This is a genomic window from Streptomyces sp. NBC_01408, from assembly GCF_026340255.1.
Classification (GTDB): domain Bacteria; phylum Actinomycetota; class Actinomycetes; order Streptomycetales; family Streptomycetaceae; genus Streptomyces.
In genome coordinates, this window is record NZ_JAPEPJ010000001.1 from 34,169 (window position 1) to 51,025 (window position 16,857).

A 16,857-nucleotide genomic window follows, 5' to 3' on the forward strand; every position below is an offset into this window, starting at 1 on the left:
AGCCCCTTCTTCCGGACGATACACCACTTTCGTCACTCAGGGACATACCTTCTCTACTCTCCGTTACCACCTGGGGAGTTGCGGCGACTGCGTGCATTCGGGCGAATGCGGAGCGTACCCATCTTCGGTCACTCGGCGATCAGTACGGTGTTCTCCATGGGTTCGCCGGCGGCGAACCGGGTCAGCTGGCGGGCCAGCAGGCGCTTGGCCCGTGGCTCGAACGCGCTGCTGCTCCCGCCCACATGAGGTGTGATCAGGACGTTCGGAGCGTGCCAGAGCGGGTGGCCGGCGGGGAGCGGTTCCGGGTCGGTGACGTCGAGCGCGGCGCGCAGCCGGCCGGACTCCACCTCCGCCAGCAGGGACTTGGTGTCGACCACGGGTCCCCGCGCGACGTTCACGAGCAGGGCGCCGTCCTTCATACGACTCAGGAAGCCGGCGCCTGCCAGTCCGCGGGTGTCTTCGGTGAGCGGGGTGGACAGGATCACCACATCGGCCCGCGGCAGGAGTCGGGGCAGGTCGGCGAGGGCGTGCACCGCCCCGCGCGCGGTGGTGCGCGCCGACCGTGCGACCCTCGTGACGGGCCCGCACTCGAAGGGCACCAGCCGGTCCTCGATGGCGGCTCCGATCGATCCGTAGCCGACGATCAGGACGGACTTGTCGGCGAGGGCCTCGTAGAAGCCGCCGTGCCACTCCTCGCGGTCCTGTCCGCGGACCATGCCGGGGATGCCGCGCAGCGAGGCCAGCGTCAGGGCGAGGGCCAGTTCGGCGGTGCTGGCGGTGTGAACCCCGGCGGCGTTGCACAGCCGAACGCCGGGGCGCAGGTGGCCGAGGCCGCCGAGGACGTGGTCGATGCCGGCGGTGAGGGTCTGGACGACCTGGACGGCGGGCATCGCGGCCAGCGGCCGCACGGTGACCTCGGGGGACTTCATGTAGGGGGTCACGTAGAAGACGCAGTCGGCCGGATCGGCCGGGAAGTCCTCCTCGCCGTCCCACTGGCGGTACCGGAAGGAGTCGGGGAGGCCGTCGACCTCTTCGGCGGGGAAGGGGAGCCAGACGTCCGGGGTCTTTGCAGTCATGATCCCGAGGCTATGCCAGGCCATCCGGATCAAGCCGTTAGTTTGGGGGCGGCAGCAGGAGGGGGACGCAGGGGTGGAGCGCAGGTCGATCGGGGCGGGGGCGCTGGCGGTGGGCGCCGTCGGGCTCGGCTGCATGCCGATGAGCTGGGGGTACGCGCCTTCGCGCAGGCGGGGCCACGAATCGCTGGCCGCGGTGCACGCGGCGCTGGACCTGGGGTCGAACCTCCTGGACACGGCCGATCTGTACGGGCCCTACACCAATGAGCTGCTGCTCGGCCGGGTGCTGCACGAGCGGCGCTCCGAGGCGTTCGTCTCGGCCAAGGTCGGGCTGCGGGCCGGCGACCAGCACGTGGTGGCCGACGGGCGGCCGGGGTACATACGGCGGGCCTGCGACGCCTCGCTGCGGCGGCTGCGGACGGACGTCATAGACCTCTACCAGCTGCACCGGGTCGATCCTGACGTGCCGGTGGAGGAGACCTGGGGTGCCATGGCCGAACTGGTGGGCGCGGGCAAGGTGCGGGCGCTCGGGTTCTGCGCGCTGGGCGCGGGTGCCGGACCGGGTACGGGGCGGCGCGGGGACCTGGCGTACGGGACAACCGTGCGGCACCTGGAGCGGGCGCAGCAGGTGTTCCCGGTGAGCGCGGTGCAGGCGGAGCTGTCGGTGTGGTCGCCGCAGGCCGCCTGGCAGTTGCTGCCGTGGTGTGCGGCGCGGGGGGTGGGGTTCCTGGCGGCGATGCCGCTGGGCAGCGGGTTCCTGACCGGGACGCTCACGCCGGGTCAGGGCTTCGAGTCGCAGGACGTGCGGGCGCGGCACCCCCGGTTCACGGCGGATGCGATGGCGTCGAACCAGGTGCTGGTGGCGGGGCTGCGGCGGGTGGCGCTGGGGCACGGCCCCGAGGTCACGGCGGCGCAGGTGGCGCTGGCCTGGGTGCTGGCGCAGGGGCCGCAGGTGGTGCCGGTGCCGGGGGCCGACCGGGCGCACTGGGCGGCGGAGAACGCGCGGGCGGCCGAGGTGCGGCTGACGGCCGGGGACCTCGCCGAGATAGCCGCGCTCCCGGCGGCGGTGGGAGCCTGGGACTGACCCGGCCGGACGGGCCGGCCCCCACAACCACTCGATCGGGTGTACGAGTGACGGAACTTCGGGAACTGCCTCGGCTGTTGAGACAGATGAAGGGCACGATCGAAGGACCGGAAGGGAGCAGGGCGATGCGATACGGACGGGTTTTCCGTGCGGGGTACGGGGCCGGGACGCTGGGAGCCGGGATGCCGGGGGCCGGGACGTCGGCGGCCGGGTTGTCCGGGCCGGGACGGTACGAGGACGTCGGTACGGGTACCGGTGCGGGGCGTCGGCGGGTGCTGGCGGCCGTCGCCCTGGCCGGGTGCGGCGCCCTGCTGGCGACGGGGTGCTCCCAGGCCGGCGGTGACGCGCTCCCCGGCAGCTCACCACCGGGTACGGCGTCCCCGGGGGCCGGGTCACCGGCCCCTTCGGGGAGTGCGTCCGCGTCTCCCGGGTCGGTCGTCCCGCCCGCCAAGGGCGCGGTGACGGTCACCGGCGAGGTGGCCAAGGGGCTGGAGTCGCCCTGGGGCGTGGCACCGCTGCCCGGAGGGGACCTGCTGGTGGCCTCCCGGGACAAAGGGACGATCAGCCGGGTCGCGGTGGGGTCGGGCGCGGTGACACAGATCGGCGAGGTGCCCGGCGTGGCCCCGGGCGGCGAGGGCGGGCTGATGGGCCTGGCCCTGTCCCCCACCTTCGCCTCGGACCGTCTGGTGTACGCGTACTTCACCACCGAGTCCGACAACCGCATCGCGCGGATGCGCTATGACGAGCAGAGACCTGCCGGACAGCAACTGGGCGCGCCCGACACGGTGTTCCGGGGCATTCCCAAGGGCCTCATCCACAACGGCGGCCGGATCGCCTTCGGCCCGGACCGGATGCTCTACGCGGGCACGGGCGAGACCGGTGACACCGGGCTCGCGCAGGACAAGAAGTCGCTGGGCGGCAAGATCCTGCGCATGACCCCGGACGGGGACCCGGTCCACGGCAACCCGGAGGCGGACTCCGTCGTCTACTCCTACGGGCACCGCAATGTGCAGGGGCTCGCCTGGGACAAGGACAAGCGGCTGTGGGCGGCCGAGTTCGGCCAGAAGGCCTGGGACGAGCTGAATCTGATCGAGCCCGGCGGGAACTACGGCTGGCCGGAGGCCGAGGGGAAGGCGGGGAAGCCCGGCCTGCGGGACCCGGTGGCCGTGTGGAAGACGGATGAGGCCTCGCCCAGCGGGATCGCCTGGGCCGAGGGATCGGTGTGGATGGCGGGTCTGAGGGGCGACCGGCTGTGGCGGATCCCGTTGGCGGGGACCGAGCCGGTGGCGGAGCCGGAGGCCTTCCTGGAGGGGAAGTACGGCCGGCTGCGCACGGTGGTGGCCCTCGGCGGGGACAGATTGCTGCTGGTCACGAGCGAGACGGACGGACGCGGGTCGCCGGAACCGGGCGACGACAGGATCCTGACACTGACGGTGCGGTGACCGGCGTGGCCCCGCTGGGGGGCGAAGGGTGCGGTGGGTGCGTTGTTCAACCTGATCGAGGAGCTTTTCAACCCGGGACGCAAGCACACGGACGAGGAGAAGAAGCGGCTGGAGTTGTCCCGGGTCGACCTGAATGACGGGGACCCGGGACGGGGTCCGATAGACCTGGAGTCCGGCAAGGTGGTCATACGCGTGGACGAGCAGCCTCCGGACTCCGGCTGACGGGCGCGGCCGGGGCGAAGAGCCGTAGCCGGTGGGCGAGGGCGGCCGCCTCACCGCGGCCGGACACACCCAGCTTCGCCAGGATGTTGGAGACGTGCACGCTCGCGGTCTTCGGGGAGATGAAGAGCTCCCCGGCGATCTGTCGGTTGGTGTTGCCGGCCGCGACCAGGCGCAGCACGTCCCGCTCGCGGCTGGTGAGGCCGAGCGCCTCGGCCGGGTCGGTCCCGGGTACGGGCGGGGCCGGGGGCTCGTCGGCGGCGGCGAGGGGGAGCCGGGCACGCTGCGCCAGCAGGGCCAGGTCCTCGCGCAGCCGGCGTGCGCCGAGGCGGTCGGCGGTGGCGTGGGCCTCGCGGAGCAGGGCGGCCGCGGACTCCCGGTCGGCGCCGGCGGCCAGCAGGGCCTCCGCGAGCCGGTAGCGGGCCCGGGCCAGCAGGTACGGGCGCTCCAGCGGGCGGATGGCCTCCTCCACGGCGGTCCAGTCGGCGACGGTGTCCCGGGCCTCGGCCCGGAGCAACTCGGCCCGCAGGAACTCGGAGTGGGCGGTCCACACCGGTACCGGGGTGGCCAGCGGGCGGGCGGCGGTGCGCAGCAGGTCCAGGGCGGCTTCCCGGCCGGCTTCGGCAGCGGGCAGTCCCCGGGCGTCCGCCTCGGCGGAGGCGGCGGCCAGCAGCAGCGGCCAGGCATAGCGGTGCTGCCCGAGGGCGAACCCGAAGGCGACGGCCTTGGCGATCTCGGTGCGGACGTCGGCGATGCGCCCCTCCCCCGCGGCCACGCCGACCGCGAGGCGGAAGAGCGGCAGGCGGTGCTGGGGCTGTGTCTCGTGGGTGCCGAAGTGGGCGTGGGCCGCCGTGAGCTGCTGGGCGGCCTCGGCCAGTTCGCCTCGGGCCAGGGCCAGGTACGCGATGCGGGCGGAGGCGGAGCCGCGGGGCGACGCGCTCTGGCCGACGAGCAGGGTACGCCGGGCCGCCTCGGCGGCCTCGTCCCAGCGGCCGAGGCTGTACAGGCTATCCGCCAGGTTGCCCCGCAGCCATGCCTCGGTATCGAACAACCGTGATTTGCCGACGAGTTCGGCGCCCTGTTCGGCCAGCTCCACGGCTTCCCGTGAGCGGCCCATGCTTTCCAACTGAGAGGTGAGGTTGATATGAGCACGTCCCGCCAGCACCGTGAGTCCGAGTGCGGTGGCCCGGTCCTTGACCGCGTGCATCTCGCTGAGTCCGCCCTCGGCGTCGCCCGCGTCGGTGAGCAGTGCGCCGGCCGTTATCCGGGCGTTGAGCTCGATGTCCTCGGCGCCGAGCATCCGCGCGTACTCGACGGCGCGTTCGGCGGCGGCGAGGCTCCCGCGGCCCGGGTTGTGGAGCATTCCCCAGCTCGCGGCCCGGACCAGGACCTCGGCGTGCACCTGGGACGGGGGCAGCCCGCGGACGAGCTCCTGCGCCTTGGCGATCTCCTCCCAGCCGTCGCCGCGGGCCAGGCTGGAGACGAGCCGGGAGCGTTCGGTCCAGAACCAGGCGGCCCGCAGCGGGTCCGGGTCCTCCTCCAGCAGCCGCAGCGCCATCTTGGTAATCTTCAGGGCGCGCTCGCGCTCCCCTCCGTAGCGGGCGGCCACCGTGGCCTCGGCGAGCAGGTCGAGCCGCCTCAGCGGGGTGGTGGCCGGGTCGCAGCCGCACGGCGGGTACACCTCGGTGTAGTCCGCCGGGCGCAGCGACTCGCGGACCTCCTCCGGGGCGCTCTCCCACAGGTCCATGGCCCGCTCCAGCAGCCGCAGTTGCTCGGAGTAGGCGTGTCGGCGGCGGGCGGCCACGGAGGCCGCGAGCACGGCGGGCAACGCCTTGGCAGGGTCGTTGGCGTAGTACCAGTAGCTGGCCAGCCGGATGATCCGCTCCTCGGCGCGGATCAGGATGTCGTCGGCCTCCATGGCTTCGGCGTAACGGCGGTTGACGCGGGAGCGCTCGCCGGGCAGCAGGTCGTCGCTGACGGCCTCGCGGACCAGCGAGTGGCGGAAGCGGTATCCGTCGCCGTCCGGGGTCGCGAGCAGGATGTTGGCCCCCACTGCGGCCCTCAGGGCTTCGATCAGCTCGTCCTCGGTCAGCCCGGCGACGGCGCGCAGGAGGGGGTACTCCACGGTGGAGCCGCCCTCGGCGACGATCCGCACCACGCGCTGGGCCGCGTCGGGGAGGACCTCGACGCGGACGAGGAGCAGGTCGCGCAGGGACTCGGTGAGGCCGGCGCGGCAGCCGTTCTCCCGGGAGGCGACGAGTTCCTCGACGAAGAAGGCGTTGCCGTCGGAGCGGTCGAAGACGGAGTCCACGAAGTCTTCTTCGGGCTGCGAGGCGAGGATGCCCGCGAGCTGGCGGCGCACTTCGGCCCGGTTGAAGCGGGGCAGTTCGATGCGCTGGACGGTGCGCAGCCGGTCCAGTTCGGCGAGCAGCGGGCGCAGGGGGTGGCGGCGGTGGACGTCGTCCGCGCGGTAGGTGGCGACGACGACGAGCCGGCCGCTGGCGAGGGTGCGGAAGAGATAGGAGAGCAGGTGGCGGGTGGAGGTGTCCGCCCAGTGCAGGTCTTCCAGGACGAGGACGACGGTCCGGTCGGTGGCGAGCCGTTCGAGCATGCGGGCCGTCAGTTCGAAGAGCCGGGCGGTGCTCTCCTCGTCGTGCGGTCCGCGCGGGGTGTCGCCGAGTTCGGGGAGGATCCGGGCGAGTTCGTCCTCCTGGCCCGCGGCCGCGGCGGCCAGTTCCCCGGGGAGCTGACGGTGCAGGGTGCGCAGGGCCGTCGAGAACGGGGCGAAGGGAAGTCCCTCCGCCCCGATCTCCACACATCCTCCGACCGCGACCACGGCGCCGTGACGGTCCGCCTCACAGAGGAACTCCTCGGTGAGGCGGGTCTTGCCGACCCCGGCCTCTCCCCCGATGAGCAGGGCCTGCGGCTCCTGGCGGGCGGCGCGTGTCAGGGCGTCGGTGAGTGCGGCCAGTTCGTCGGCTCGGCCGACGAACACCGGGCTGACAGATCTGGTTTCCACGCCGCCGAGCATCGCACAGCCGTCCTGTTCAGCGGCACTCGATATCGGCGCGCTCCTCATCACGTGTCAGTCCACGCAGGTCGCGACGCGGTTCACGCGGCGCGGGTGAAGCGGCTGCGGACCCCTCTCACCAGCCCTTCGGGTTCCTGGCTTCGCGACGCGGCGCGGCGCGCCTTGCGGGCCTCCAGGACCATGCGGTACGCGTCGGCCTCGCGGATGAGGGCGGCGTGGCGGGCGGAGGCCATCTCGTGCTCGAACATCTCGTACTCCCTGGTTGCTTCTCTCGGGCACCTCGTTCGGTGTGATCCAAGATTCGCTTCCCAGGGGGTGCGGGCACATCGGGATCATGCCGCATCTGCGGGCGGCAGGGGGCCTTAGTCCGGGGCCGGAGATCTCCCAGGGGGACTAAGGCACCTCCGTACGTGCGGGCCGCGCGGACCCGACGGCTTAGGCGGGGACCTTCGGGAGGGGGAGGAAGTACAGGAAGCCGAAGACCAGCGCGCCGATGGCGCCGAGCACCACGGCCGCCCAGGAGACGGCCCGGACCCAGGCCGGAAGCTCGCGGCCGGGTGCGCCGAAGGCGGGGCGGGCCAGGACGAAGACGGCGATGAGGAGGGCCAGGGTGGACAGGACGCCGTTGACGAGGGCGGTGAGCTGCCAGCCGTCACCGTAGAGGGCGGCGATCTGCTCCGCGGGCGGGGCGGACTTGTCTCCCTCTATCTGGCCCATGAGGCCCTGGCGCTCGGCGAGGACGCGGGCACCCCAGGTGCCGCTGAGGGCGACGAGCGAGAGTCCGGCCGCCACGATCGCGGAGGCCGCGGCGCCGACGCCGCCGGGCTGCTCCTCGTCCTCGGCCAGGTCCTCGTCGAACTCCTCGTCGTCCGCGGTCTTGTCCGTGAGTTCGGCGTCGGTCTCGGTCTCCGCGGCGGTCGCGGTCGCGCTCTCGGTCTCGGCGGCGCGGGGGGCCTCGGCCTTCACGAGGTCGGCGGGGGTGGTGTCCGCCTCGGGGGCGTTCGGGGCGGGGGTCTTCGTGGTGTCCATGCGGGGCACCGTAGGCGGCCCGAATGAGAGCTTCCTGAGAATCCGGTGACGGATGCGACACGGGCCCCGCCGACTGCGGGGCCCGGCTCGACCGGCGGTCACAGCACTAGCCGCGGGAGGCGGACCATTCGGGGGCGAGGATCGCCCAGATCTCGGTGTCCTGGCGGACGCCGCGGTGGAGGTGGTTCTGCCGCATGACGCCTTCGCGGGTCATGCCGAGGCGTTCGGCCACGGCGAGGCTCTTCTTGTTGCCGGTGGCGGCGTGCCACTCGACGCGGTGCATGCCGCGCTCGCCGAAGGCGTAGTCGAGCAGGACGCGGCAGGCCTTCGTCACCAGGCCGCGGCCGGCCGCGGCGGGCTCCAGCCAGCAGCCGATCTCGCAGTTGCCGGTCTCCGCCTCGAACGCCGGGAAGAGGACCCCGCCGACCAGGGTGCCGTCGAGCCGGATGCCGAAGAACCGAGCGCCGTCCTCCCCGGCCTTCACGGCGTACTTGGCCAGCAGGGCCCGGGCGGAGTCGAGGTCCGGGGACCGGTCCGGGAAGCCGACGTACTGGCCGATGAATTCGCGTCCGCGTTCGATGTGCGCGAAGAACTCCTCCGCGTGCCGGGCTTCCAGCGGGAACATCTGGGCGTCGTCAGCGAGGTCTATCGAGAACATGCGCGTTCTTCCTTGGGTCTCTTGCGGCGGATGGCCGGATCACCGGGAGCTGGTCGCGGGCTCGGCGCCGTCCTCGCTCGTGGCGGGGTCCGAGCCGGGCCGCTGCACCGGAAGTTTCGCATGGGGACGGCGCTCGGGAGGCTCGATGCTGATCTTCGGCAGCCGCCGGTCGAGCCAGGCGGGCAGCCACCAGTTCGCGCCGCCGAGCAGGTGCATCAGGGCGGGAACGAGGAGGGTGCGCAGCACGAAGGCGTCGAGGGCCACGGCGGCGGCGAGCGCGATGCCGAACATGGCGATGATCCGGTCGCCGCTGAGTACGAAGGCCAGGAAGACCGCGATCATGATCACGGCCGCGGAGTTGATCACCCGGCTGGTCTCGGCGAGACCGACGCGGACGGCGCGCTGGTTGTCACCGGTCTCCAGCCACTCCTCGTACATCCGGCTGACGAGGAAGACCTGGTAGTCCATGGACAGGCCGAAGAGGACCGACACCATGATCACGGGCAGGAAGGGTTCGATCGGTCCGGCGCTGCCGAGGCCCAGCAGTTCGCTGCCCCAGCCCCACTGGAAGATCGCCACGACGACGCCGAAGGAGGAGGCCACGGCCGCGACGTTCATGGCCGCCGCCTTGAGCGGGATGCCGATGGAGCGGAAGGCCAGCAGCAGGAGCACGCAGCCGAGGGCGATGACCACCCCGACGAAGAGCGGCAGTTTGCCGATGATGACCTCGGCGAAGTCGTCGTAGCCGGCGGTCACACCGCCGACGTACACCTCCATGGAGGTGCCGTGCCCGGCGCGCGGGACGACGTCCTCGCGGAGCCGGTCGACCAGGTCGCTCGTGGCCCTGGACTGGGGTGCGGAGTCCGGGACCACGGTCAGTACGGCGGTGTCACCGCTGCGGTTGAAGACGGCCGGGCCGGTGGAGGCGACGCCCTCGGCCGTACGGAGTTCCTCGGCCAGCTGGTCGACGGCGAGCCGGTCGTCGGCGCCGTCGAGGCGGGCGACGACGGCGAGCGGGCCGTTCATGCCCGGCCCGAAGCCCTCCGCCAGGAGGTCGTAGGCCTTCCTGGTGGTGGACGTGGCCGGGTTGTTGCCCTGGTCGGAGGTGCCCAGGTGCAGCGAGAGCGTGGGCAGGGCGAGCACCAGCATGACCACGGTGGCGAAGAGGCCGAGGAGCTTCGGGTACCGCTCCACGAAGGCGGACCACCGCACGGCGAAGCCGGTGGTCCGCTCGGGCCGGGGGCCTTCGGCGGCGAGCCGGCGGCGCTCGCGGCGGGAGAGGGCGCGCATGCCGATGTACGAGAGCAGGGCCGGCAGCAGCGTGACCGAGGCGGCGACGGTCAGCACCACCGTCACTGAGGCGGCTATCGCGACGCCGTTCAGGAAGTTCAGCCGCAGCACGAGCATGCCGAGCAGGGCGATGCAGACGGTGGCCCCGGCGAAGACGACGGCCCGGCCGGTGGTGGCGACGGCGCTCTCGGCCGCCTCCTCGACCGCCAGGCCGCGCAGCAGTCCCTTGCGGTGGCGGGTGACGATGAACAGGGCGTAGTCGATGCCGACGCCGAGGCCGACGAGGGTGCCGAGCATCGGGGCGAAGTCGGCGACCGGCATGGCGTGCCCGAGGAGGGTGATGCCGAAGTAGGCGGTGCCCACGCTGACCAGGGCGGTCGCGAGGGGCAGCAGGCTCGCCGCGAGCGAGCCGAAGGCGAGGAAGAGCACGAGCGCCGCGACGGCCACGCCGATGACCTCGGCGAGGTGGGCGGTGGGGGCTTCTGTCAGGCCGATGGCGCGGCCGCCGAGTTCGACCTGGAGGCCGTCGGCCTCGGTGGTGGGGTTCTTCGCCGCGTCGACGACCGCCTTGGCCTGCGCCTTGGGCACGGCGTCGGCCTGCTGGTCGAAGGTGACCACGGCGTAGGCGGTGCGCCCGTCAGGGCTGATCTGCGCGGCGCTCTCGGGGCCGGCCCCGTACGGGCTGCTGACGGAACCGACGCCGGGGAGCTCGGCTATCACGTCGAGGGCCCGGGTCATGCGCTGCTCGACCGCCGGGCTGCGGACGCCTTGCCGGTCCGGCTCGCCCTGCTGGTCCGGCTCGCCCTGCTGGCCGTGCTTGTCCGGGACCCGCCACACGATGGTGTCGGTGTCTCCGCCCTGGCCGTGGAAGCCCTCGCGCAGGAGGTCGCCCGCCTTGCCGGACTCGGTGCCGGGGACGGCGTAGTCATTGGAGAACGCCGCTCCGGCGCTCCCCGCGGCCACCGCGGTCCCACCGAAGGCGATCAGCCAGATGAGGACGGCGAGGAGACGGTGGCGCATACACCACCGCGCGATTGCTGCCAACGGACGTGCTCCCTGGGGGGTTCGGATCTTTACCGGGAGACAGCCCGTCGCAAAGACTCTTGAACTCGTGAAGGCCCGGCCGAGGACCGGGGGATCGCCCCGGGATTTCGGCCCATATGGTCTACACCTGAACGATCTCAGCGATTCGTGATCGTTGGCCCCTTACGTGTGCATCGTCACAGGGGCGCGGGCAGGTGCGGGACCCGGGTCAGGACTGCTCGGTCTGCTCGACCCGGTAGCCGGGGATCGAAGGCCAGCGGACCGTGAGGACCACCGCCTCCTCCTCCGCGTACCAGGAGTGGTCGACGCCGCGCCCCCAGAGCACGTAGTCCCCCTGTTCGGCGAGGACCACCGTCCGCCCCGGGAACTCCAGCCGGAAGCGTCCGCTGATGAGCACCAGCAGCGCGGTGCGCTTCTCCCCGGTCGCCCAGCGCTCCCGCTCGTCGCCCTTCGGGTGGACGCCCCATTTGATCTCCACGTCCTCGCTGTGACGCGGATCCGCGGGGTCCTTGAAGTGGCCGAGGAGCCAGCCGCGGTCGGCGGCGGCATCGGGGGTGGCCTTGCCGGTGTAGATGGTGGAGTCGTCGTTCACGGGGTGAGGCTAATGCAGTTGTGCGGCAGGCCCGGACACTGGTCAGGTGAGCGGATGACCATGAATAAGGAAGAACTGCAGAGGGTGCGGGCCCAATACGACGCCGAGATGCGCCGGGGCGCGCAGCCCGACGCGGCGCAGGCCCGCGTGGAGCGGGTGGGCGCGGTCGTACGGCAGACCGTGCCCGGGCTCGGATGGAACGGAGTGCTCTGGTCGGACCTCGACGAGGAGAGCGCGGACGCGGAGATCGCGGCGCAGGTGGCGTTCTTCGACGGGCGCGGGGCGCCGTCCGACTTCGAGTGGAAGCTGTACGACTACGACCGCCCGGCGGACCTCGGGCAGCGGCTGCGGGCAGCCGGTCTCGTGCCGGAACCGGCCGAGACGCTGATGGTGGGGCGGGTGGCCGACCTCATGGAGCTGCCGGTGGAACCGCCGGAGGGGATCACCCTGCGGACGGTCACCGACGAGGCGGGGGTCGACCTGATGATGGAGGTCCACGCGGGGGCCTTCGGCACCGAGCGCCCGCGCATCCGCGAGCAGATGCTCAGCCTGCTCACGCACGAGCCGGACGCCATCACGGCCGTGCTGGCGATGGCGGGCGACATCCCGGTGAGCGCGGCCCGGATGGAGATGCGGCCGGGGACGTCGTTCGCGGGCCTGTGGGGCGGCGGCACGGTCCCGCAGTGGCGCGGCCGCGGCATCTACCGCCTCCTCGTGGCCCATCGCGCCCGCGTCGCGGCCGAGCGCGGAATCCCGTACCTCCAGGTGGACGCGTCGGACGACAGCCGCCCGATCCTGGAACGGCTGGGATTCGGCGTCCTGGGCGTGACGGTGCCGTACCTGTGGACGGCCGCGTAGCCGCTGTCGGCAACGGGAACACGGAGCGGAGCGGGCGAGGCCGGACGCGTCGGTCGGCAGGCACCGGCTACGTCGGCAGGTACCGGCTACGTCGCGGGCACCGGGTACGTCGGCGGGCGCCGAGGTCCGCCCCGCACCCTTCCGCCACCGCCCGGGCAACCGGCAGGATCACGACCATGGAACGCATCAGCCCGCCGATGACCGGCGACGAACGCGAAACCCTCCGCGCCTACCTCGACTTCCACCGGGCCACCCTCGCCATGAAGTGCGAGGGCCTCACCGACGAGCAGCTGCGCCGCGCCTCGATGCCCCCGTCCACCCTGTCCCTGCTGGGGCTGGTCCGGCACATGGCGGAGGTCGAGAGGCACTGGTTCCGCCGGGTCCTGAGCGGCGAGGAGCTTCCGCTCCTGTGGTCGGACACCCACGACTTCCAGGCCGCCTACGACGCCTCCGGCTCCAGCCGCGCCGAGGCGTTCACCGCCTGGGAGGCCGAGGTGGCCCAGGCCCGCCGCATCGAGGCCGCCGCCGAGTCCCTGGAGGTGACGGCGTTCGTACCGCGCTGGGAGGAGAAGGCCTCGCTGCGCCTGCTCATGCTCCACCTCATCCACGAGTACGCCCGCCACAACGGCCACGCCGACTTCCTGCGCGAGGCGGTCGACGGCGCCACCGGCGCCTGAGCCCCTGCCCCGGCCCCGGCCCCGGCCTGCCGAAAGGGCCCCGCACCCTCATGGGTGCGGGGCCCTTCGCGGAGAACGGGGATCAGCCCTCGGAGACGCCCAGGCGTTCCAGGATGAGCTCCTTGACGCGGGCCGCGTCGGCCTGGCCGCGGGTGGTCTTCATGACCGCGCCGACCAGGGCGCCGACGGCGGCGACCTTGCCGCCGCGGATCTTGTCCGCGATGGCCGCGTTGCCGGCGATGGCCTCGTCCACGGCCGCGCCGAGCGCGCCCTCGTCCGAGACGACCTTCAGGCCGCGCTTCTCGACGACCTCGTCCGGGGTGCCCTCGCCGGCGAGGACGCCTTCGAGGACCTGGCGGGCCAGCTTGTCGTTCAACTCGCCGGCCGCGACCAGCGCCGCGACCCGGGCGACCTGCGCCGGGGTGATCGGCAGCTCGTCGACGACGACGCCCTGCTCGTTGGCGTTGCGGGCGAGCTCGCCCATCCACCACTTGCGCGCGGCGGCCGAGTCGGCACCGGCCTCGATCGTGGCGACGATGGAGTCCACCGCGCCCGCGTTGAGGATCGACTGCATGTCGTGCTCGGTGACGTCCCACTCCTCGCGGAGCCGGTTGCGGCGCACGCGCGGCATCTCGGGCAGGCCCTTGCGCAGCTCCTCGACCCAGTCACGGGCCGGGGCCACGGGGACCAGGTCGGGCTCCGGGAAGTACCGGTAGTCCTCGGCGTTGTCCTTGATGCGGCCGGCCGTGGTGGAGCCGTCCTCCTCGTGGAAGTGCCGGGTCTCCTGCACGATCGAGCCGCCCGACGAGAGCACCGCCGCGTGGCGCTGGATCTCGAAGCGGGCCGCGCGCTCGACGGAGCGCAGGGAGTTGACGTTCTTGGTCTCCGAGCGGGTGCCGAAGGGCGACTCGGGGCTCGGGCGCAGCGACAGGTTCACGTCGCAGCGCATCTGGCCCTTGTCCATGCGGGCCTCGGAGACGCCGAGCGCCTTGATGACCTCGCGCAGCTCGGCGACGTACGCCTTGGCGACCTCGGGGGCCCGCTCGCCCGCGCCCTCGATGGGCTTGGTGACGATCTCGATGAGCGGGATGCCGGCGCGGTTGTAGTCCAGCAGGGAGTGGGACGCGCCGTGGATACGGCCGGTGGCGCCGCCGACGTGCAGCGACTTGCCGGTGTCCTCCTCCATGTGGGCGCGCTCGATCTCCACGCGGAAGATCTCGCCGTCCTCCAGCTGGACGTCCAGGAAGCCGTTGAAGGCGATGGGCTCGTCGTACTGGGAGGTCTGGAAGTTCTTCGGCATGTCCGGATAGAAGTAGTTCTTCCGGGCGAAGCGGCACCAGTCGGCGATCTCGCAGTTGAGCGCGAGGCCGATCTTGATGGCGGACTCGATGCCGATCTCGTTGACGACCGGGAGCGCGCCGGGCAGGCCCAGGCAGACCGGGCAGGTCTGCGAGTTGGGCTCGGCGCCCAGCTCGGTCGAGCAGCCGCAGAACATCTTGGTCCTGGTGCCGAGCTCGACGTGGACCTCGAGGCCCATGACGGGGTCGTACGAGGCGAGAGCGTCCTCGTAGGACAGCAGTTCGGTGAAGGTGGTCACGGTGAAACTTTCCCTCTCAGCCCAGCAGGACGTCGTCGTCGCCCAGACGCTTCAGCTCGCGGTACAGGATCGCGAGGCCGGTGACGATGGCGGCGGCGGACACGACGGCGTCGACCAGCTTCAGCGTGTCGTGCTCGGCGCGGGCCTTCTTGACCTGCTTGATCACGCTGATCGCGCCGAACGCGGTGGTGCCGATCGACAGGTAGGTCCCGGACTTGGACTTCTTGAAGCCCTTGGCCTTGGACAGTGCACTGGTGCTCACAGCGACGGTGCCTCCTCAAGCAGCGGGTGACCCCAGCGTGCGACGAAGGCGGCCTCGACGGCCGCACCGACCTTGTACAGCCGGTCGTCCTTCATCGCGGGGGCGATGATCTGCAGGCCGACCGGCAGGCCGTCCTCGGGCGCCAGGCCGCACGGCAGCGACATGGCGGAGTTCCCGGCCAGGTTGGTCGGGATGGTGCACAGGTCCGCGAGGTACATGGCGAGGGGGTCGTCGGTGCGCTCGCCGATGGGGAAGGCGGTGGTCGGGGTCGTCGGGGAGACGATCACGTCGACCTGCTCGAAGGACTTCTCGAAGTCCTTGGTGATGAGCGTGCGGACCTTCTGGGCGGAGCCGTAGTACGCGTCGTAGTAGCCGGAGCTGAGCGCGTACGTGCCGAGGATGACGCGGCGCTTGACCTCGTCGCCGAAACCGGCTTCGCGGGTCAGGGCGGTGACGTCCTCGGCGGACTTGGTGCCGTCGTCGCCGACGCGCAGGCCGTAGCGCATGGCGTCGAAACGGGCCAGGTTGGACGAGCACTCGGACGGCGCGATCAGGTAGTACGCGGCCATCGCGAGGTCGAAGGACGGGCAGTCCAGCTCGACGATCTCGGCGCCGAGCTCCTTGAGGAGCTCCACCGACTCGTTGAAGCGCTGGACGACGCCGGCCTGGTAGCCCTCGCCGGCGAACTGCTTGACCACACCGACGCGCATGCCGGCGACGGAGCCGTTGCGGGCGGCCTCGACGACCGGCGGGACCGGGGCGTCGATGCTGGTGGAGTCGAGCGGGTCGTGGCCGGCGATGACCTCGTGGAGGAGCGCGGCGTCCAGGACCGTACGGGCGCAGGGCCCGCCCTGGTCGAGGGAGGAGGAGAAGGCGACCATGCCGTAGCGGGAGACGCCGCCGTACGTCGGCTTGACGCCGACGGTGCCGGTGACGGCGGCGGGCTGGCGGATGGAACCGCCGGTGTCCGTGCCGATGGCGAGGGGCGCCTGGTACGCGGCGAGCGCGGCCGCGGAGCCGCCGCCGGAGCCGCCGGGGATCCGGGTGAGGTCCCAGGGGTTGCCGGTGGGGCCGTAGGCGCTGTTCTCGGTGGAGGACCCCATGGCGAACTCGTCCATGTTGGTCTTGCCGAGGATGACGACGTCGGCTTCCTTGAGCTTGCGCGTCAGGGTGGCGTCGTACGGCGGGATCCAGCCTTCGAGGATCTTCGAACCGACGGTGGTCGGGACCCCGACGGTGGTGAAGATGTCCTTGAGGGCGAGCGGTACGCCGGCCAGCGGGCCGAGCTTCTCGCCGGCCGCGCGCTTGGCGTCGACGGCGCGGGCCTGGGCGAGCGCGCCCTCGCGGTCGACGTGCAGGAAGGCGTGGACCTTCTCGTCGGTCGCGTCGATACGGGCCAGGTGGGCCTCGGTGACCTCGACGGCCGTGAGCTCGCCGGAGGCGATCTTCTCGGCGGTCTGGGCTGCCGTGAGCTTGATGATCTGGTCAGTCATGGTTGTTAGTCCTCCCCCAGGATCTGCGGCACCTTGAAACGCTGCTGCTCCTGGGCGGGAGCGCCGGAGAGCGCCTGCTCGGGGGTGAGCGACGGACGGACCTCGTCCGCGCGCATGACGTTCGTCAGCGGCAGCGGGTGGGAGGTCGGCGGGACGTCTTGGTCGGCGACCTCGGAAACACGGGCGACCGCGCCGATGATGTCGCCGAGCTGTCCGGCGAAGTGATCCAGCTCGTTGCTGGACAGCTCAAGGCGCGCCAGCCGAGCGAGGTGGACGACCTCCTCGCGCGTAATGCCAGGCATGCAGCGATCCTCTGGGGGTGGGTGGATGTTTAGGTTCGGGGCCAATCCTATGGGGCCGGGGCCCTGACCCACGAAACGGTTTGACCTTGTGCCGGTACGGGGGCGGGCCCGGGCCGCTGCGCGGGGCCTCCTGGGCTCCGCCCGGACCCGCGCCTCAGACGCCGGCGCGGCTCAAAGACCGGGGCTCCGCCCCGCACCCCGCGCCT

General features: G+C 72.2%; 16 protein-coding genes. 5 read left to right on the forward strand and 11 right to left on the reverse strand.

The window, feature by feature from the left end:
- Positions 1 to 128: 128 nt before the first annotated feature.
- Positions 129 to 1,076 (reverse strand): 2-hydroxyacid dehydrogenase, encoded by a 948-nt coding sequence (locus OG447_RS00135; protein WP_266934113.1) that lies wholly within the window; start codon positions 1,074 to 1,076, stop codon positions 129 to 131.
- A 73-nt stretch (positions 1,077 to 1,149) separates the two neighbouring features.
- Between OG447_RS00135 and OG447_RS00140 the strand changes: the two genes are divergently transcribed.
- The 3 genes from OG447_RS00140 (at position 1,150) to OG447_RS00150 (ending at position 3,821) form a co-directional block, all read left to right on the forward strand.
- Entirely contained in the window at positions 1,150 to 2,157 is a 1,008-nt protein-coding gene (locus OG447_RS00140; protein WP_266938677.1) for an aldo/keto reductase, read from the forward strand.
- A gap of 125 nt (positions 2,158 to 2,282) precedes the next feature.
- Positions 2,283 to 3,599, forward strand: coding sequence for a sorbosone dehydrogenase family protein (locus tag OG447_RS00145; RefSeq protein WP_266934114.1), 1,317 nt, complete (start codon positions 2,283 to 2,285; stop codon positions 3,597 to 3,599).
- A 42-nt stretch (positions 3,600 to 3,641) separates the two neighbouring features.
- Positions 3,642 to 3,821 (forward strand): DUF6191 domain-containing protein, encoded by a 180-nt coding sequence (locus tag OG447_RS00150; protein ID WP_266938678.1) that lies wholly within the window; start codon positions 3,642 to 3,644, stop codon positions 3,819 to 3,821.
- Here the strand turns inward: OG447_RS00150 and OG447_RS32225 are convergent.
- The 6 genes from OG447_RS32225 to OG447_RS00185 all read right to left on the reverse strand — a co-directional run bounded on the left by OG447_RS32225 (position 3,784) and on the right by OG447_RS00185 (position 11,462).
- Positions 3,784 to 6,849: an AAA family ATPase gene (locus OG447_RS32225; RefSeq protein WP_323181704.1), complete on the reverse strand. Its 3,066-nt coding sequence runs from the start codon at positions 6,847 to 6,849 to the stop codon at positions 3,784 to 3,786. The two genes, OG447_RS00150 and OG447_RS32225, sit on opposite strands and share 38 nt — an antisense overlap.
- Before the next feature lie 80 nt (positions 6,850 to 6,929).
- Positions 6,930 to 7,097, reverse strand: a complete 168-nt coding sequence (locus OG447_RS00165) for a hypothetical protein (protein WP_266934115.1) — start codon at positions 7,095 to 7,097, stop codon at positions 6,930 to 6,932.
- A gap of 187 nt (positions 7,098 to 7,284) precedes the next feature.
- Entirely contained in the window at positions 7,285 to 7,878 is a 594-nt protein-coding gene (locus tag OG447_RS00170) for a hypothetical protein (RefSeq protein WP_266934117.1), read from the reverse strand.
- 106 nt (positions 7,879 to 7,984) lie between these two features.
- Positions 7,985 to 8,536 carry a GNAT family N-acetyltransferase gene (locus OG447_RS00175; RefSeq protein WP_266934118.1) on the reverse strand — a complete coding sequence of 184 codons (552 nt, stop codon included), beginning with the start codon at positions 8,534 to 8,536 and terminating at the stop codon, positions 7,985 to 7,987.
- A gap of 39 nt (positions 8,537 to 8,575) precedes the next feature.
- On the reverse strand, positions 8,576 to 10,870 hold the full coding sequence (locus tag OG447_RS00180) for an MMPL family transporter (protein WP_266934119.1): 2,295 nt from the start codon (positions 10,868 to 10,870) through the stop codon (positions 8,576 to 8,578).
- Positions 10,871 to 11,078: 208 nt separating this feature from the next.
- Complete coding sequence (locus tag OG447_RS00185; RefSeq protein ID WP_266934120.1) at positions 11,079 to 11,462, reverse strand: signal peptidase I; 384 nt, start codon at positions 11,460 to 11,462, stop codon at positions 11,079 to 11,081.
- 60 nt (positions 11,463 to 11,522) lie between these two features.
- Between OG447_RS00185 and OG447_RS00190 the strand changes: the two genes are divergently transcribed.
- Both OG447_RS00190 and OG447_RS00195 read left to right on the forward strand, forming a co-directional pair.
- The gene (locus OG447_RS00190; protein WP_266938680.1) at positions 11,523 to 12,320 is read left to right on the forward strand and encodes a GNAT family N-acetyltransferase; all 798 of its coding nucleotides are present in this window, start codon (positions 11,523 to 11,525) and stop codon (positions 12,318 to 12,320) included.
- A 176-nt stretch (positions 12,321 to 12,496) separates the two neighbouring features.
- The gene (locus OG447_RS00195) at positions 12,497 to 12,997 is read left to right on the forward strand and encodes a DinB family protein (RefSeq protein ID WP_266934121.1); all 501 of its coding nucleotides are present in this window, start codon (positions 12,497 to 12,499) and stop codon (positions 12,995 to 12,997) included.
- An 82-nt stretch (positions 12,998 to 13,079) separates the two neighbouring features.
- On the opposite strand, the gene gatB is transcribed toward OG447_RS00195, so the two are convergent.
- The 4 genes from gatB to gatC are packed head-to-tail and all read right to left on the reverse strand — an operon-like array spanning position 13,080 to position 16,651.
- Positions 13,080 to 14,594 carry an Asp-tRNA(Asn)/Glu-tRNA(Gln) amidotransferase subunit GatB gene (gatB, locus tag OG447_RS00200; protein ID WP_266934122.1) on the reverse strand — a complete coding sequence of 505 codons (1,515 nt, stop codon included), beginning with the start codon at positions 14,592 to 14,594 and terminating at the stop codon, positions 13,080 to 13,082.
- 16 nt (positions 14,595 to 14,610) lie between these two features.
- Complete coding sequence (locus OG447_RS00205; RefSeq protein ID WP_266934123.1) at positions 14,611 to 14,856, reverse strand: hypothetical protein; 246 nt, start codon at positions 14,854 to 14,856, stop codon at positions 14,611 to 14,613.
- Positions 14,853 to 16,349, reverse strand: coding sequence for an Asp-tRNA(Asn)/Glu-tRNA(Gln) amidotransferase subunit GatA (gatA, locus tag OG447_RS00210; protein WP_266934124.1), 1,497 nt, complete (start codon positions 16,347 to 16,349; stop codon positions 14,853 to 14,855). Before gatA ends, OG447_RS00205 begins: the two co-directional genes overlap by 4 nt.
- A 5-nt stretch (positions 16,350 to 16,354) precedes the next feature.
- Complete coding sequence (gene gatC, locus OG447_RS00215; RefSeq protein WP_030010586.1) at positions 16,355 to 16,651, reverse strand: Asp-tRNA(Asn)/Glu-tRNA(Gln) amidotransferase subunit GatC; 297 nt, start codon at positions 16,649 to 16,651, stop codon at positions 16,355 to 16,357.
- Positions 16,652 to 16,857: the final 206 nt, after the last annotated feature.

Excerpts from the sequence above, each read along its gene's own strand:
- OG447_RS00135 (WP_266934113.1), bottom strand. The coding sequence starts at position 1,076 with ATGACTGCAAAGACCCCGGACGTCTGGCTCCCCTTCCCCGCCGAAGAG.
- OG447_RS00145 (WP_266934114.1), top strand. The coding sequence starts at position 2,283 with ATGCGATACGGACGGGTTTTCCGTGCGGGGTACGGGGCCGGGACGCTG.
- OG447_RS32225 (WP_323181704.1), bottom strand. The coding sequence starts at position 6,849 with ATGCTCGGCGGCGTGGAAACCAGATCTGTCAGCCCGGTGTTCGTCGGC.
- OG447_RS00165 (WP_266934115.1), bottom strand. The coding sequence starts at position 7,097 with ATGTTCGAGCACGAGATGGCCTCCGCCCGCCACGCCGCCCTCATCCGC.
- OG447_RS00170 (WP_266934117.1), bottom strand. The coding sequence starts at position 7,878 with ATGGACACCACGAAGACCCCCGCCCCGAACGCCCCCGAGGCGGACACC.
- OG447_RS00175 (WP_266934118.1), bottom strand. The coding sequence starts at position 8,536 with ATGTTCTCGATAGACCTCGCTGACGACGCCCAGATGTTCCCGCTGGAA.
- OG447_RS00190 (WP_266938680.1), top strand. The coding sequence starts at position 11,523 with ATGAATAAGGAAGAACTGCAGAGGGTGCGGGCCCAATACGACGCCGAG.
- OG447_RS00195 (WP_266934121.1), top strand. The coding sequence starts at position 12,497 with ATGGAACGCATCAGCCCGCCGATGACCGGCGACGAACGCGAAACCCTC.
- gatA (WP_266934124.1), bottom strand. The coding sequence starts at position 16,349 with ATGACTGACCAGATCATCAAGCTCACGGCAGCCCAGACCGCCGAGAAG.
- gatC (WP_030010586.1), bottom strand. The coding sequence starts at position 16,651 with ATGCCTGGCATTACGCGCGAGGAGGTCGTCCACCTCGCTCGGCTGGCG.